General features: G+C 72.3%; 14 protein-coding genes. 9 read left to right on the top strand and 5 right to left on the bottom strand.

The window, feature by feature from the left end:
• Positions 1-104: 104 nt before the first annotated feature.
• Positions 105-1,136 carry an SAM-dependent methyltransferase gene (locus ACWCV9_RS26070; RefSeq protein ID WP_450790018.1) on the top strand — a complete coding sequence of 344 codons (1,032 nt, stop codon included), beginning with the start codon at positions 105-107 and terminating at the stop codon, positions 1,134-1,136.
• 18 nt (positions 1,137-1,154) lie between these two features.
• On the opposite strand, the gene ACWCV9_RS26065 is transcribed toward ACWCV9_RS26070, so the two are convergent.
• Complete coding sequence (locus tag ACWCV9_RS26065; protein WP_450790016.1) at positions 1,155-2,306, bottom strand: NADH-quinone oxidoreductase subunit D; 1,152 nt, start codon at positions 2,304-2,306, stop codon at positions 1,155-1,157.
• Between the two features lie 31 nt (positions 2,307-2,337).
• Here ACWCV9_RS26065 and ACWCV9_RS26060 point away from each other — a divergent pair, with 31 nt between their 5' ends.
• Together ACWCV9_RS26060 and ACWCV9_RS26055 are read left to right on the top strand one after the other, a co-directional pair.
• Positions 2,338-2,841, top strand: a complete 504-nt coding sequence (locus ACWCV9_RS26060; protein WP_450790014.1) for a PH domain-containing protein — start codon at positions 2,338-2,340, stop codon at positions 2,839-2,841.
• Positions 2,838-4,208 (top strand): PH domain-containing protein, encoded by a 1,371-nt coding sequence (locus tag ACWCV9_RS26055; RefSeq protein WP_450790012.1) that lies wholly within the window; start codon positions 2,838-2,840, stop codon positions 4,206-4,208. Before ACWCV9_RS26060 ends, ACWCV9_RS26055 begins: the two co-directional genes overlap by 4 nt.
• Positions 4,209-4,240: 32 nt before the next feature.
• On the opposite strand, the gene ACWCV9_RS26050 is transcribed toward ACWCV9_RS26055, so the two are convergent.
• Together ACWCV9_RS26050 and ACWCV9_RS26045 are read right to left on the bottom strand one after the other, a co-directional pair.
• Positions 4,241-5,527, bottom strand: a complete 1,287-nt coding sequence (locus tag ACWCV9_RS26050) for a hypothetical protein (RefSeq protein ID WP_450790010.1) — start codon at positions 5,525-5,527, stop codon at positions 4,241-4,243.
• A gap of 97 nt (positions 5,528-5,624) precedes the next feature.
• A complete protein-coding gene (locus tag ACWCV9_RS26045) occupies positions 5,625-6,752 on the bottom strand; it encodes an alpha/beta hydrolase (protein WP_450790008.1) in 1,128 nt (375 codons plus the stop codon).
• A 224-nt stretch (positions 6,753-6,976) separates the two neighbouring features.
• On the opposite strand from ACWCV9_RS26045, the gene ACWCV9_RS26040 reads away from it, so the two are divergent.
• From ACWCV9_RS26040 to ACWCV9_RS26015, 6 genes are all read left to right on the top strand, one after another.
• Positions 6,977-8,791: a phosphatidylglycerol lysyltransferase domain-containing protein gene (locus tag ACWCV9_RS26040; RefSeq protein ID WP_450790006.1), complete on the top strand. Its 1,815-nt coding sequence runs from the start codon at positions 6,977-6,979 to the stop codon at positions 8,789-8,791.
• A gap of 130 nt (positions 8,792-8,921) precedes the next feature.
• Positions 8,922-9,836 carry a dihydropteroate synthase gene (gene folP, locus ACWCV9_RS26035; protein ID WP_450790005.1) on the top strand — a complete coding sequence of 305 codons (915 nt, stop codon included), beginning with the start codon at positions 8,922-8,924 and terminating at the stop codon, positions 9,834-9,836.
• The gene (locus ACWCV9_RS26030) at positions 9,833-10,366 is read left to right on the top strand and encodes a nuclear transport factor 2 family protein (protein WP_450790003.1); all 534 of its coding nucleotides are present in this window, start codon (positions 9,833-9,835) and stop codon (positions 10,364-10,366) included. The genes folP and ACWCV9_RS26030 overlap by 4 nt, the downstream gene beginning before the upstream one ends.
• Positions 10,367-10,615: 249 nt before the next feature.
• On the top strand, positions 10,616-10,975 hold the full coding sequence (gene folB / locus ACWCV9_RS26025; protein ID WP_450790001.1) for a dihydroneopterin aldolase: 360 nt from the start codon (positions 10,616-10,618) through the stop codon (positions 10,973-10,975).
• Positions 10,972-11,583 (top strand): 2-amino-4-hydroxy-6-hydroxymethyldihydropteridine diphosphokinase, encoded by a 612-nt coding sequence (gene folK / locus ACWCV9_RS26020; RefSeq protein ID WP_450789999.1) that lies wholly within the window; start codon positions 10,972-10,974, stop codon positions 11,581-11,583. Before folB ends, folK begins: the two co-directional genes overlap by 4 nt.
• 71 nt (positions 11,584-11,654) lie before the next feature.
• Positions 11,655-12,143 carry a DUF3180 domain-containing protein gene (locus ACWCV9_RS26015; RefSeq protein ID WP_450789998.1) on the top strand — a complete coding sequence of 163 codons (489 nt, stop codon included), beginning with the start codon at positions 11,655-11,657 and terminating at the stop codon, positions 12,141-12,143.
• 24 nt (positions 12,144-12,167) lie between these two features.
• Here ACWCV9_RS26015 and folE read toward each other — a convergent pair whose 3' ends face one another.
• Both folE and ftsH read right to left on the bottom strand, forming a co-directional pair.
• Positions 12,168-12,773 (bottom strand): GTP cyclohydrolase I FolE, encoded by a 606-nt coding sequence (gene folE, locus ACWCV9_RS26010; protein ID WP_385842134.1) that lies wholly within the window; start codon positions 12,771-12,773, stop codon positions 12,168-12,170.
• A gap of 132 nt (positions 12,774-12,905) precedes the next feature.
• Positions 12,906-14,945, bottom strand: coding sequence for an ATP-dependent zinc metalloprotease FtsH (ftsH, locus tag ACWCV9_RS26005; protein WP_450789996.1), 2,040 nt, complete (start codon positions 14,943-14,945; stop codon positions 12,906-12,908).
• Positions 14,946-14,974 lie beyond the last annotated feature (29 nt).

Below are 14,974 nucleotides of genomic sequence, written 5' to 3'. Positions count from 1 at the left end.
GGCTGGACTGGTACAACTACCACCGACCCCACACCGGAATCAGCGGCCAAACACCAGCCAGCCGCGTCACCAACCTGTCCGAACAGCACACCTAGTCTGTTCGCGTGGCGGACGAGACGAGGGCGGAGGCCTTCCACGCGGAACACGGCTGGCGGTCGGCGACCGAGGCGGCGCTGTACGGGCCCGGCGGTTTCTACCGGCGCCCGGAGGGCCCGGCCGGCCACTTCCGTACCTCGGTGCACGCGTCCGCGCTGTTCGCGCAGGCCGTGGCCCGGCTGCTGTGCCGGGTCGACGAGGCGCTGGGGCGGCCCCCGGTGCTGGACTTCGTCGATCTGGGAGCCGGCCGGGGCGAGCTGGTCTCCGGGGTGCTCGCCGCCCTGCCGGCCGAGGTGGCGGCCCGCGCGCGCGGGTACGCGGTGGAGATCGCCGACCGCCCGCCCGGCCTGGACGCGCGCATCGCCTGGCTGAGCGAGCCCCCGGCCGCCGTGACCGGGCTGCTGTTCGCCAACGAGTGGCTGGACAACGTGCCGGTGGACGTCGCCGAGGTGGACTCCGCGGGCGTGCCCCGGCGGGTCCTGGTCGCCGCCGACGGCTCCGAACGGCTCGGCGAGCCGGTGACCGGGCCGGACGCGGACTGGCTCGCCCGCTGGTGGCCGCTGCCGACCGAGGAGGGGCTCCGCGCGGAGATCGGCCTGCCCCGCGACGAGGCGTGGGCGGCGGCCGTGCGCCGGATGGTGCGCGGGCTCGCGGTGGCCGTGGACTACGCGCACACCCGGGACACGCGCCCCCCGTTCGGCACGCTCACCGGCTTCCGGGAGGGGCGCGAGACGGCTCCCGTGCCGGACGGGTCGTGCGACATCACGGCACATGTGGCGCTGGACGCGTGCGCGGCGGCACCCACGGCGCCCGGAGCGGATACACGCCCCGGCGCGCGCCTTCTCCCCCAGCGCGCCGCCCTGCACGCCCTCGGCCTGACCGGCGCACGCCCCCCGCTCGCGCTGGCCTCCACCGACCCCGCGGCCTATGTGCGCGCCCTCGCGAGCGCCGGGGAGGCCGCCGAGCTGACCGCCGCGGGCGGCCTGGGCGACTTCGGCTGGCTGCTCCAGCCGGTCGGCATCCCGGACCCGCTCGCCTGAGACCGGCCCCGCTGCGGGTTACTTGTCGATGTCCCCGACCACGAAGAACATCGAGCCCAGGATGGCCACCATGTCCGCCACCAGCGTGCCGGGCAGCAGCTCGGTCAGCGCCTGGATGTTGTTGTAGGACGCCGAGCGCAGCTTCAGCCGGTACGGGGTCTTCTCGCCCTTGCTGACCAGGTAGTAGCCGTTGATGCCGAGCGGGTTCTCGGTCCACGCGTAGGTGTGCCCCTCGGGCGCCTTCAGCACCTTCGGCAGCCGCTGGTTGATCGGCCCGGGCGGCAGCTCGGCGAGCCGGTCCAGACAGGCGTCGGCGAGGTCCAGCGCGTTGTGGGTCTGCGCCAGCAGGCACTCGAAGCGGGCCAGGCAGTCGCCCTCGTCGCGGGTGACGACCTTCAGCACGTCCTGGAGGTCGCCGTACGCCAGGTAGGGCTCGTCGCGGCGCAGGTCGAAGTCGACGCCCGAGGCGCGCGCGATGGGCCCGCTCACGCCGTAGGCGTGCACGATCTCGGGCGTCAGCTCCCCCACCCCGCGGGTGCGCCCCCGGAAGATCTCGTTGCCGAGCACCAGGTCGTCGAAGACGTCCATGCGCGAGCGCACTGCGGCCACGGCGCCGCGCGCGCGGGTGGCCCAGCCGGCCGGCAGGTCCTCCTTGAGGCCGCCGACGCGGTTGAACATGTAGTGCATGCGGCCGCCGGAGACCTCCTCCATGACGTTCTGGAGGACCTCGCGCTCCCGGAACGCGTAGAACATCGGCGTGATCCCGCCGAGCTCCAGCGGATAGGAGCCGAGGAACATCAGGTGGTTCAGCACCCGGTTCAGCTCGGCGAGCAGCGTGCGCGTCCACACCGCCCGCTCGGGCACCTCCATGCCGAGCATCCGCTCCACGGCGAGGACCACGCCCAGCTCGTTCGAGAACGCCGACAGCCAGTCGTGGCGGTTGGCGAGCATGATGATCTGCCGGTAGTCGCGTGCCTCGAAGAGCTTCTCGGCGCCCCGGTGCATATAGCCGATCACCGGTTCCGCGCGCACGATGCGCTCCCCGTCCAGCACCAGCTTGAGCCGCAGCACGCCGTGCGTGGACGGGTGCTGAGGGCCGATGTTGAGCACCATGTCGGTGCTCTCGGCCGCGCCACCGATCCCGACCGTGGTCTCCGTCGTAGGAGTCATGGCCCCAGTTTCCCTTACGTACGCTTGGCCCATGGAAACGGGGAGCCTGGAAGAGGGGGCGGCGGCCGCTGACGAGCCGCTGTGGCGGGGGCTGCCGCCGGGCCTGCTGCGCGTACGCCGACTGCTGCTGGTGGTGTGGACGGGAGTGCTCGCGCTGGCCACGGGGCTGCTGCTGGGCCTCCTGGTGGGGCCCGGGTGGGCGGCCTGGGCGCTGCTGCCGGCGGCGTTCGCCGCGTGGTGCTGGCGGCTGCTGGAGCGCAACTGGCGGTCGTGGCGGTACGCGGAGCGCGCCGACGACCTGCTGATCAGCCGCGGGGTCCTGTGGCGCGAGGAGACCGTGGTGCCGTACGGCCGGATGCAGCTGGTGGAGGTCACCTCCGGGCCGGTGGAACGGCGCTTCGGGCTGGCCACCGTGCAGCTGCACACCGCGGCCGCCGCCACCGACGCGACCATCCCCGGCCTGGACCCGGCCGAGGCGGAACGGCTGCGCGACCGCCTGACCGAGCTGGGCGAGGCCCGATCGGCCGGCCTGTGACCGCCCCGGACCCCGGTGCGGGCATAGCGGAGGAGCGCGCGCCGGCGGCCGAGCGCCGGCTGCACCCGGTCACGCCGTTCCGGCGGGCGTGGGCGCCGGTCGCCGTCGTCATCGGCTGGGCCGTGCACGACCCGACCAGCGCCCAGGAGCAGCTGAGACAGCTGACGGGCACCATGCTGGCGCTGGGGCTCGCGGTGCTGGTGCCGGTGGCCGGCCTCTACGGCTTCCTGTCCTGGTGGTTCACCCACTTCGCGGTCACCGACACCGAGCTGCGCATCCGCACGGGACTGCTGTTCCGGCGCACCGCGCACATCCGGCTGGAACGCATCCAGGCGGTGGACGTGTCCCGTCCGCTCCTCGCACGCGTGGCCGGCGTGGCGAAGCTGCGGATCGACGTCGTCGGCACCGAGAACAAGGACGAGCTGGCCTTCCTGGGCGAGCGGGAGGCGCGCGCCCTGCGCGCGGAGCTGCTCGCGCGCGCGGCGGGCTTCGGACCGGAGACGGCGCGCGAGGTCGGCGAGGCGCCCGCCTACGAGCTGCTGCGCGTGCCCCCGCGCGTGCTGGTGTTCTCGCTTCTGCTGACGGGCGCCACCTGGGGCACGCTGTGCGCCGCCCTCGTCGTCCCGACCGTGCTGTGGCTCACCACCCACAACCTGTGGACCGTCCTCGCCAGCGCCCTGCCGCTGCTCGGCGCGGCCGGCGCGAGCAGCGCGGGGCGGTTCGTCACCGAGTTCGACTGGACGGTGAGCGAGTCCCCGGACGGGCTGCGCATCGACCACGGGCTGCTCGACCGTACGCACGAGACCGTGCCGCCCGGCCGGGTGCAGACCGTGCGGCTCGTCGAGCCGCTGCTGTGGCGGCGATGGGGGTCCCCCCGCGCGAGCGAAGCCGAGCGTGGGGGAGGCTGGGTACGGGTGGAGCTGGACGTGGCCGGATCCAAGAACTCGGTGCTGATACCGGTCGCTCCGCGCGCCGTGGCCGAGTCGGTCCTCGCGCGCATACTGCCCGGGGTGACGGTGCCTCAGGAGCTGGCGCGGCCGCCGCGGCGGGCCCGGTGGTGCGTGCCGGTGTGGTGGCGCGGGCACCGCCTCGCCGTCACCGGCACGGTGTTCGCCGCCCGCCACGGCCTGCTGCGCCGCCGGCTCGCGCTGGTCCCGCACGCCAAGGTGCAGAGCGTACGGCTCACCCAGGGACCCTGGGGGCGGCTGTGGGGGCTCGCCGACGTCCATGTGGACACCGGAGCCGACAAGACCGTCACCGCCCGCCTGCGGGACGCCGAGGACGCCGTCCGCCTGCTGCGGGAGCAGGCGGAGCGGTCCCGCACCGGCCGCCGGGACGCCCGCCCGGACCGCTGGATGACCGGATGAGACCCGTGGGCGGCCGGACGGTCCGGTGAGCCTCAGGAAGCCGCGGTGCGCAGCCTCTGTACGTCGATCTGCTCGGTCTCGTCGTGCGCCGTCAGGTCGATGACCTGGCCGACGGCCGGCGACTGCGCCCCGGCCGACTTGTAGGCGGCCTCCGCCTCCGCCTTGTGCACGGCGAGCGCCTCCTGGCCGACGACGTCGGCGAGGTCCTCGTTCTGCACGGAGTCCAGCGCCGCCTTCGGGGTGCTCTTCTGGGTGCCGAAGAAGTCGAAGCCGCCCTCGGCGACCGGGCGCCGCGCGGGCGTGGCCGGTACGACGGCCACCGCGGTCGGCACGGCGAGGTGCCCGGCGGGGGCCTGCCCGGCAGGCTTGTCACCCTCGGCAGGCGCAGCGGCGTCGGCGGGCTCGGCCGGGGGAAGCGCCGGGAGAGCGACGGCAGCGGTCACGCGCGGGTGCCCGTCCTGTGCCGCGGTGTGCTCCTGCGCAGCGGCCGGCGTCACGCCTGCGGCGGCCTGTTCCCCTTTGGCGGCCCCTTGGGCGGCCGGACCGTCCTCCTGGGCCGCCGGGCCGTCCTCGACCGGTGTGTCCCCGGCCGGACGGTCCCCGGCCGGACGGTCCCCGGCCGGGCCGTCCTCGTCGGGGCCGTCCTCGTCCGGCGCGTCGGCGTCCGGGCCGGGCGCGCCGGCGTCCGCCTCGGCGCTCTCCTGCCCTCCGAAGCGCGCCAGCGCCGTCAGGGCCCGCAGGTAGAGCCGGGAGCCCTCGGGCGAGAACACCGCGTACGACTCCGGCTGCGCCTCGTCCGCGGCGCTCTCGGCGGACTTCTCGCCGCTTCGCGCAGGCGGCAGCGCGGGCGCCGCCCCGGGCACCGCGGCCTCTATCTCCAGCAGCCGGCGCCCTTCCAGGGCGCTCGCGCGCTCGGTCTCCGCAGTGGCGTACCGGCGCAGCAGGGCCGCGTGCTCGTTGCGCAGGCCCGCCAGCTCGGCACGCTTGGCGCGCAGCCGCTGCTCCAGCTTCGCGCGCAGCTCGCGGGACTCCTCGAGATCGGCCTCCAGCTCGGCGACCCGTTCCTCGAACCGCCACTCGTCACCGGCACGCGCGCGCGTGAGGTCGGCGACCTGCTTGCCCGCGTAGATGTCCCAGCGGCGCATCACGAACGCGCCGGTGACGGCCGTCACCGCGGCGACGGCGGCCAGCGCACGCACCGCCGCGGCCTCGGAGACCACCCAGGGACCCAGCGCGCAGACGATGGAGACACCGGCGATCGCCGACGGAGGCAACAGCCGGTGCAGAGGAGGGGAATGGCGGTGGCGTCCACGTGGCATGGCCAGAAACTTACCGCGCGTAGGCGAATCGCGGGCCCCCGCCCCGTAAAAACCCGGCCACGCAGCGGGGTTCACAGCGTGTCAGCCGTACGGCGGCTCAGCGGTCGGCGAGCCGGCTGCTCATCCATTGCAGCGTCGCCGGGATCTCGCGCCGCCAGGTGTTGAAGTTGTGCCCGCCGCTGTCGAGGATGATCGACGAGATCCGGGTCAGATGGGTGGCCTGCACCCGCTCTATGAACTTCAGCGTGGACTTGTAGTTGTGCTCGCCGACCTTGCTGCTGGTCACGAGCAGCGAGGTGTCCGGGGCGGCCTCGTGCTTGAGGAGCCAGAACAGGTTGGCGCGGCTCTCCAGGGTCTTGTCGCCGTGGAAGAGGTCACCGGTGGTCGGGTCGATCGGCGCCTTGTAGTACGGCGACAGGCCCGCGGCCGCCGCGTACACGCCCGGGTGGTGCATGGCGATCTTGAGCGCGCAGTAGCCGCCCGTGGAGTCGCCGATGAGACCCCAGCTGCCGGGCCGCTTGCCGACCCGGTAGTGGGCGAGCACCGCCTCCGGAAGATCGTTCGCAAAAAACGTTTCCGTCTGCGGCCCGCCCGGGATGTCGACGCACTCGGTGTCCCGCGGCGGCGCCACGGTCGGCCGCAGCATCACCAGGATCATCGGCTGCATCTTGCCGTCCTTGGCCAGCTGCTGCGCGGTGTGCGGATAGCGCAGCTTGTCCACCAGCGCCTGGGCCGTCCCCGGGTAGCCGGTCAGCACGACGGCCGCCGGGAACGTACGCGTGCGGTACTGCGGCTGGAAGTACTCCGGCGGCAGGTAGACGTACGCCGGTGTCACGATGTGGCTCTTGCGGCCGACGATGTCCACCTTCTGGATCTCCCCGCCCGCCTCCGGGCGCGAGCCGCTCTGGCCCGGCACGGACGCCGTGGAGACCACCTGGACGGGACCGCCGGTGCTGCCGTTGGCCGAGTGGTCGACCACCACCCCCTGGTCGGTCTCCGTGCCCAGCAGGTCCCCCCAGCTCGCGTAGAAGCCGAAGGCCTGGTTGACCGCGAGGCCCAGGCAAGCGAAGAGGGCCAGCTGGGTGGCAAGCAGCAGGCCGACACGCCCGGTGACGGTCCGCCAGCTCTGCCGGGCCAGCCGCGGCCACTGCCACACCGTGCCGACGAACAGCACAATGGCGAAGAGAACCGCCAGCAGCAGCACATTGTTGCTCGTGAGTCCCATGGCTCTTCCTGCCTGCGCTTTCCGCCCGTTGCCGCCCGCGCCTCGTCGCGCGGGCTTGCCCGGGGCTTTCCTCGGCCTTTGACCCGACTTTCCGGAGGGGAGTGAACCTCTCTCCCCGAGACACCGTCCTAGAGGGCGCAATGTCGCCGGATGCCCGCTCGGGCCCGGGTTCAAGGTCTCTCGCAGAACTACGGGATGCGATGTCTGTCAGGATAGATGGGGAAATGTCGGGCGGGGTTCCGAGCCGATCAAGCCGGGCGCGGCGCATACTGCGCGGCCCGCGTCCCGAGGCCGTACCCGCTCTGGTCGGCAGGGCCGCCACTCTCGTGGGCGTCCTGGACATCGCGGGCGGAGTGTTCCCGCGTTTCCGTCACAGTCGTATGCACGCCATGGCCGAGGTGCTCCCCGGCTCCTTCGGCCCCTTCGCCGCGGCGCTCTCGCTCAGCTCCGGCATCCTTCTGCTGCTGCTCGCGCACGGACTCAAGCGGCGCAAGCGCCGGGCCTGGCGCGCGGCGGTGGTCCTGCTCCCCGCCGGCGCGGTGGCGCAGTTCGCGTACCGGCACTCGGTCGTCGGCGCCCTCATCGCGCTGGCGCTGCTGGTGCCGCTGCTGGTCCACCGGAGCGAGTTCTCGGCCCTGCCCGACCCGCGCAGCCGGTGGCGCGCACTCGCGAACTTCATCCTCATGAGCGCCGGTTCCCTCGTGCTCGGACTCATCATCGTCAGCGTCCACCCGCACCGGACGATCGGCGACCCGAGCCTGGCCGATCGGCTGACGCACGTCGTCTACGGCCTGTTCGGCTTCGAGGGCCCGGTCGACTACCAGGGCAACACCTCCTGGACCGTCGCCATGTCCCTCGGCGCCCTCGGCTGGCTGACCGCGGTCACCACCATCTACCTGGCCTTCCGCCCCGAGCACCCGGCCGCCCGGCTGACCGAGGAGGACGAGGCCAAACTCCGTGCCCTGCTGGAGAAGCACGGCGGCCGCGACTCCCTCGGCCACTTCGCGCTGCGCCGCGACAAGGCCGTCGTCTTCTCGCCCAGCGGCAAGGCCGCCGTCACCTACCGCGTCGTCTCCGGCGTGATGCTCGCCAGCGGCGACCCGATCGGCGACGTCGAGGCCTGGCCGGGCGCCATCGAGCGCTTCATGGACGAGGCCAAGGCCCACTCCTGGACCCCCGCCGTGGTCGGCTGCTCGGAGACGGGCGGCGAGGTGTGGACCCGCGAGACCGGCCTGGACGCCCTGGAGCTGGGCGACGAGGCGGTGGTGGACGTAGCGGATTTCTCGCTCGCCGGACGCGCGATGCGCAATGTGCGCCAGATGGTCAAGCGCATCGAGCGGGCCGGCTACGAAACCCGGGTACGGCGTGTCCGTGACCTCGGCGAGACGGAACTGGAGCGGGTCCGCAGGGCGGCCGAGGACTGGCGCGGCACCGACACCGAACGCGGCTTCTCCATGGCGCTCGGCCGCATCGGCGACGCTGCCGACGGCGACTGCCTGATCGCCACCGCGCACAAGCAGGACGACGAGCCCGGCGAGTACGGCGACCTCAAGGCGATCCTGCACTTCGTGCCCTGGGGCACGGACGGCGTCTCGCTGGACCTGATGCGCCGCGACCGCAGCGCCGACCCCGGCATGAACGAGCTGCTGATCGTCGCCGCCCTCCAGGCCGCCCCGAAGTTCGGCATCGCCCGCGTCTCGCTGAACTTCGCCATGTTCCGCTCCGCCCTCGCGCGCGGCGAGAAGATCGGCGCCGGACCGGTGCTGCGCGCCTGGCGCGGACTGCTGGTCTTCCTCTCGCGCTGGTTCCAGATCGAGTCGCTGTACAAGTTCAACGCCAAGTTCCAGCCGCGCTGGGAACCGCGGTTCATCGTCTACCGCGCCACCGCCGACCTGCCCCGCATCGGCTTCGCCACCATGCAGGCCGAGGGCTTCGTCGACTTCGCCGTGCCGCTGCCGCGCTTCCTGCGCCGGCGCCGGAAGGCCGCCGCGCGCCCCTGCTCGCACGCCCTGGCCGAACGCGACGTACGAGCGGCCTGAGCCACGGCCCCGGACCGTGACCGCCACCCCCGGGACCGGCCCGGACGGAGACCCCACCCCCCACGGCACCGGGGGGTCTCCGCCCGGGCCGCCGCGCGTTGCGGCGGCCGCCTGGGCCTACGCTGAACGTATGAACAACCTCAGCGGGCGCGGCCGAGTGGCGGGCCTTCCGGCATGGGACCGGTGCGCGGTCATGGGTGTCGTGAACGTGACCCCCGATTCCTTCTCCGACGGCGGCCGCTGGTTCGACACGACCATGGCCGTCAAGCACGGCCTCGACCTGGTCGCCGAGGGCGCGGACCTGGTCGACGTCGGCGGCGAGTCCACCCGTCCGGGCGCCACGCGCGTGGACGAGGCCGAGGAACTGCGGCGGGTCGTCCCGGTCGTCCGCGGCCTCGCCTCCGAAGGCGTCGCCGTCTCCGTCGACACCATGCGCGCCTCCGTCGCCGAACAGGCCCTCGCGGCCGGCGCCGCCCTCGTCAACGACGTCAGCGGCGGCCTGGCCGACCCCGCGATGATCCCGGTGGTCGCCGACGCCGGCGCCCCCTTCGTCGTCATGCACTGGCGCGGCTTCCTCCAGGGCGGCAACGTCCGCGGCGCGTACGAGGACGTCGTCACCGAGGTCGTCGACGAACTGCACGCGCGCGTGGAGGCCGTTCTCGCGGGCGGTGTCGCCCCCGACCGCATCGTCGTCGACCCCGGTCTCGGCTTCTCCAAGGAGGCCGACCACGACCTCGTCCTCCTCGCCCACCTCGACCGGCTGCGGGCGCTCGGCCACCCCCTGCTGGTCGCCGCCTCCCGCAAGCGGTTCCTCGGCCGTGTCCTGGCCGGCCCCGACGGAGCGCCACCGCCCGCCCGGGAGCGGGACGCGGCCACGGCCGCCGTCTCCGCACTCGCGGCGCACGCCGGCGCCTGGGCCGTCCGCGTCCACGAGGTACGCGCCACCGCGGACGCGGTACGGGTCGCACGGGCCGTGGAAGGGGCGCGTACGACGGGACCCGCGCCGAGCGCAGAGGACGAGCGTGGGGCGGAAGGAAAGCGGTGAGCGCCCCCCACACCGACGTCGAACAGGTGGAGGCCGCCAACACCGCCTTCTACGAGGCACTCGAGCGCGGCGACTTCGAGGAGGTCACCTCCCTCTGGCTGACCCCGGCCGACCTGGGCGTGGACGAGGAGTACCACGATCCGGCGGACACCGGCGTGATCTCCTGCGTACACCCCGGCTGGCCGGTGCTCACCGGCCGCGGCGAGGTCCTCAGGTCGTACGCCCTGATCATGGCCAACACCGACTACATCCAGTTCTTCCTCACCGATGTGCATGTCTCCGTCACCGGCGACACCGCGCTCGTCACCTGCACCGAGAACATCCTCAGCGGCGGCCCCGCCCCCGAGGACGGCTCGGAGCTGGGCCCGCTCGTCGGCCAGCTCGTCGTCGCCACGAACGTGTTCCGGCGCACGCCCTCCGGCTGGAAACTCTGGTCGCACCACGCCTCACCGGTCCTCGCGGAGAGCGACGACGAGGACGAGAGCGACGGCGTGAACGGCGTGAACCCGGACGACGGCACCCTCGCCTGAGCGCGGGCCGGGCGGGTAGACGGACGGGGAAGTGGTTGGAATCACCTACCCCGGGGTAGGAGCGGCTACCAGCCCTGGCACGGCCGGGTTTCCCGGGGGAAACACGAGATGAACGCTCGTGGTCGGACACGGGCCCGTCCCCCCGTCGCCCGGCTGTGTCGGTGCCCGCAGGTAGATTCGTCCGTGGCCGGCGTACCGCCCGCACGTGGTACGGCCCGGCCGTTCCCGACGATTGCAGGAGTGATTCGCGTGGATCGTGTCGCGCTGCGCGGCCTCAAGGCCCGCGGGCACCACGGTGTGTTCCCCAAGGAGCGCGAGGAGGGCCAGACCTTCATCGTCGACCTCGTCCTCGGCCTGGACACCCGGCCGGCCGCGGCCGACGACGACCTGGCGAAGACCGCGCACTACGGCATCGTGGCCGAGGAGGTCGTGGCCGTGGTCGAGGGCGAGCCGGTGAACCTCATCGAGACGCTCGCCGAGCGGATCGCCCAGACCTGCCTGAAGCACGAAGGGGTCCAGGAGGTCGAGGTCTGCGTCCACAAGCCGGACGCGCCGATCACCGTGCCCTTCGACGACGTGACCGTCACCATCACCCGGAGCCGAGTATGACCCGACCTTTCGTCCAGGGTCACAGTGACCCGACCGTCCAGCCGGTGCCCGCCTCGGTCGTCGAGAAGGTGGACGCCGCCGACACCACCCTGCACAACCCCCAGTGGGCCGTCATCTCCATCGGCTCCAACCTCGGCAACCGCCTGGAGACCCTCCAGGGCGCCGTGGACGCGCTGGAGGACACCCCGGGCGTGCGCGTGAAGGCCGTCTCCCCGGTGTACGAGACGGAGCCCTGGGGCGTGGCGCCCGGCAGCCAGCCCTCGTACTTCAACGCGGTCGTGTCCCTGAAGACGACCCTGCCCCCCGCCTCGCTGCTGGAGCGGGCGCACGCCATCGAGGAGGCCTTCAACCGGGTCCGCGACGAGCGCTGGGGCCCGCGCACCCTGGACGTCGACATCGTCGCCTACGCCGATGTCACCTCCGACGACCCGCACCTCACCCTGCCCCACCCGCGCGCCCACGAGCGCGCCTTCGTGCTCGCCCCGTGGCACGACGTGGACCCCGAGGCCCAGCTGCCCGGCCGCGGCGCGGTGGCCGCCCTGCTGACGGCCGTCACCCGCGAGGGCGTGGCACCCCGCGAGGACCTGGAACTCCGACTGCCCGAATAGTCGTTAAGGTCAAGACGGCAAGGTCGGGAAGGCCGCGGTCCGGGGCGGTCCGGGGGAACTGAAGGGACACCGTGAGAGAGCTGCGCATCAGGGTGCTGGTCGGCGTGTTCGTCGTGGCCGGAGTCCTGTCCTGGGCGGGCGCCCGCCTCTGGAACTCGATCGGGACCCTGCCCAGTGTCCCGCTGGCCGCCCCCATCGTCCTCGCCCTGATCGCGGTGGTGCTGCTGGCGACGGCCCTCTCGCTGCGCAGCCGGCTGAAGGCCCAGCGCGAGCGCCGCCCCGGCGCCAAGGCCGTCGACCCGCTGATGGCCGCCCGCGCGGTCGTCTTCGGCCAGTCCAGCGCCCTGGTCGCCGCGCTCATCGCCGGTATGTACGGCGGCATCGGGGTCTTCCTGCTGGAGCTGCTGGACATCCCTGCCCGCCGCGACCAGGCCTTCTACGCCGGCTTCTCGGTCCTGGCCGGCATCGGCGTGATAGCGGCCGCCCTCTTCCTGGAGCGCGTCTGCAAGCTCCCGGAGGACGAGGACCAGGACCGCCCCGGCGCCGAACCGGCGGCCTGAGCCGCCGGTCCCCTCGCGGGGCGTTCAGCGCGCCATGATGAGGCTCATGGCCTCGTTCCGCGTCGCCGCGTCCCTGAGCTGACCGCGCACCGCCGAGGTTATGGTCTTCGCGCCCGGCTTGCGGATGCCGCGCATGGACATGCACATGTGCTCGCACTCGACGACCACGATCACCCCGCGCGGCTCCAGGATCTCCATCAGGGAGTCGGCGATCTGGGTGGTGAGTCGTTCCTGCACCTGCGGCCGGCGGGCGTAGACGTCCACGAGCCGGGCCAGCTTGGACAGGCCGGTGATCTTTCCGGTGCCGGACGGGATGTACCCGACGTGGGCCACTCCCCTGAAGGGCACCAGATGGTGCTCACAGGTGCTGTACACCTCGATGTCCTTCACCAGGACCATCTCGTCGTGGCCCAGGTCGAACGTGGTCGTCAGCACGTCCTCGGGCTTCTGCCACAGGCCCGCGAAGATCTCCTTGTACGCCCGCGCCACGCGCGCCGGCGTCTCCCTGAGGCCCTCCCGGTCCGGGTCCTCGCCGACCGCGATCAGCAACTCCCGTACGGCGTTCTCGGCGCGCTTCTCGTCGAACTCGCCGATGGGGCCCTCACCGTCCAGCGTCACCGGGTCGGTCATCTGGTTCCTCGCTCCTGTGCTGTCGCGCATGGCGGCGGCCATGCGTGCGTCTGCGGACATACGACGCCGCGCCCACCAGGCTAGAACCTGATGGGCGCGGCAGTCATTCCAGGCCGGTTTGGCCGAAAGCCGTCAGCTTTCGGGGCGGTCCTCCGGGGTCTGGTCCGTCAGCGGAGCGGACTCCGTGGCGGTGGACTTGACCGTGCTGATCGAGGCCGTCGAGCCGTTCGCACCGTTGGTCAGTGCCAGCTCCTTGGGGGAGAGCACCGGCGGGCGGGTGGACGGGGTACGGCGCGAGGAGCCGGTCCACGCGGGCCGCGGCGGGCGCTTGACGACGGGGGCGAAGATCTCGGCGATCTCCTCCTTGCCCAGCGTCTCCTTCTCCAGGAGGGCCAGGACCAGGTTGTCGAGCACGTCGCGGTTCTCGACCAGGATCTCCCAGGCCTCGTTGTGCGCGTTCTCGATGAGCTTCTTGACCTCTTCGTCCACCAGGGCGGCGACCTCTTCCGAGTAGTCGCGCTGGTGCGCCATCTCACGGCCCAGGAACGGCTCGCTGTTGTCGCCGCCGAACTTGATCGCGCCGAGCCGCTCGGTCATGCCGTACTGCGTGACCATCGCGCGGGCCAGGTTGGTGGCCTTCTCGATGTCGTTCGCGGCACCGGTGGTCGGGTCGTGGAAGACCAGCTCCTCCGCCGCGCGGCCGCCCAGCATGTAGCCGAGCTGGTCGAGCATCTCGTTGCGCGTGGTGGAGTACTTGTCCTCGTCCGGCAGGACCATCGTGTAACCGAGGGCGCGGCCCCGGGACAGGATCGTGATCTTGTGGACCGGGTCGGAGTTCGGCGAGGCCGCCGCGACCAGGGCGTGACCGCCCTCGTGGTACGCGGTGATCTTCTTCTCCTTGTCCGACATGATCCGGGTCCGCTTCTGCGGGCCGGCGACCACGCGGTCGATCGCCTCGTCCAGCGCCTTGTTGTCGATCAGCTTCTGGTCGCTGCGGGCGGTCAGCAGAGCCGCCTCGTTGAGGACGTTCGCCAGGTCGGCACCGGTCATACCGGGGGTGCGGCGGGCGACGGCGGCCAGGTCGACGTCGGGCGCGACCGGCTTGCCCTTCTGGTGGACCTTGAGGATCTCCAGACGGCCCTGGAGGTCCGGCGGGTCGACCGCGATCTGCCGGTCGAAGCGGCCGGGACGCAGCAGCGCCGGGTCGAGGATGTCGGGCCGGTTGGTGGCGGCGATCAGGATGACGCCGCCCTTGACGTCGAAGCCGTCCATCTCGACCAGCAGCTGGTTCAGCGTCTGCTCGCGCTCGTCGTGACCACCGCCGAGGCCGGCGCCGCGGTGACGGCCGACCGCGTCGATCTCGTCGACGAAGACGATGGCCGGGGCGTTCGCCTTGGCCTGCTCGAACAGGTCGCGCACTCGGGAGGCACCGACACCGACGAACATCTCGACGAAGTCGGAACCGGAGATCGAGTAGAAGGGGACGCCCGCCTCGCCGGCGACCGCGCGGGCGAGCAGGGTCTTGCCGGTACCCGGGCGGCCGTAGAGCAGCACGCCCTTGGGGATCTTGGCGCCGACGGCCTGGAACTTGGCCGGCTCCTGGAGGAACTCCTTGATCTCGTGGAGCTCCTCGACGGCCTCGTCGCAGCCGGCGACGTCGGCGAAGGTCGTCTTCGGGGTGTCCTTGGTGATGAGCTTGGCCTTGGACTTCCCGAAGTTCATCACCCGGGAGCCGCCGCCCTGCATCTGGTTCATCAGGAACAGGAAGACGACGACGATCAGGACGAACGGCAGCAGGGAGAGCAGGACGCTGACGAACTGGTTCTGCTTGGTCGGCGAGACGGTGTACCCGTCCGGGACCTGCTTGTGCTGGAACTTGTCCTGGAGCATGCCGGCGATGGTCACGCCCTGGTCGCCGATGTAGCTCGCCTGGATCTTCGAGCTGCCGTCGACCTTGACGCCGTCCTTGAGCGTCACCTTGATGTTCTGCTCGTCACCAGTGGTGATCTTGGCCGACTGGACCTTGTTGTCGCTGATCGCCGCCACGACCTGGCCGGTGTCCACCGTCTTGTAGCCGCCGGTCCCGCCGACGACCTGCATCAACACGACCACGGCAAGGACGGCCAGCACGATCCACATGACCGGCCCACGGAAGTATCGCTTCACGTCCATCCATACGGAGCGGTGCCGCCCCGTCCCTC

The sequence above is a fragment of the Streptomyces sp. NPDC001606 genome (assembly GCF_053596835.1).
The sequence above is the reverse complement of the archived record's forward strand: the minus strand, read 5'-3'. Positions and strand labels throughout refer to the sequence as shown.

Coding starts and splice junctions, on each gene's coding strand:
- ACWCV9_RS26065 (WP_450790016.1), bottom strand. CDS start 2,306: ATGACTCCTACGACGGAGACCACGGTCGGGATCGGTGGCGCGGCCGAG.
- ACWCV9_RS26060 (WP_450790014.1), top strand. CDS start 2,338: ATGGAAACGGGGAGCCTGGAAGAGGGGGCGGCGGCCGCTGACGAGCCG.
- ACWCV9_RS26050 (WP_450790010.1), bottom strand. CDS start 5,527: ATGCCACGTGGACGCCACCGCCATTCCCCTCCTCTGCACCGGCTGTTG.
- ACWCV9_RS26045 (WP_450790008.1), bottom strand. CDS start 6,752: ATGGGACTCACGAGCAACAATGTGCTGCTGCTGGCGGTTCTCTTCGCC.
- ACWCV9_RS26040 (WP_450790006.1), top strand. CDS start 6,977: ATGTCGGGCGGGGTTCCGAGCCGATCAAGCCGGGCGCGGCGCATACTG.
- folP (WP_450790005.1), top strand. CDS start 8,922: ATGAACAACCTCAGCGGGCGCGGCCGAGTGGCGGGCCTTCCGGCATGG.
- folK (WP_450789999.1), top strand. CDS start 10,972: ATGACCCGACCTTTCGTCCAGGGTCACAGTGACCCGACCGTCCAGCCG.
- folE (WP_385842134.1), bottom strand. CDS start 12,773: ATGACCGACCCGGTGACGCTGGACGGTGAGGGCCCCATCGGCGAGTTC.
- ftsH (WP_450789996.1), bottom strand. CDS start 14,945: ATGGACGTGAAGCGATACTTCCGTGGGCCGGTCATGTGGATCGTGCTG.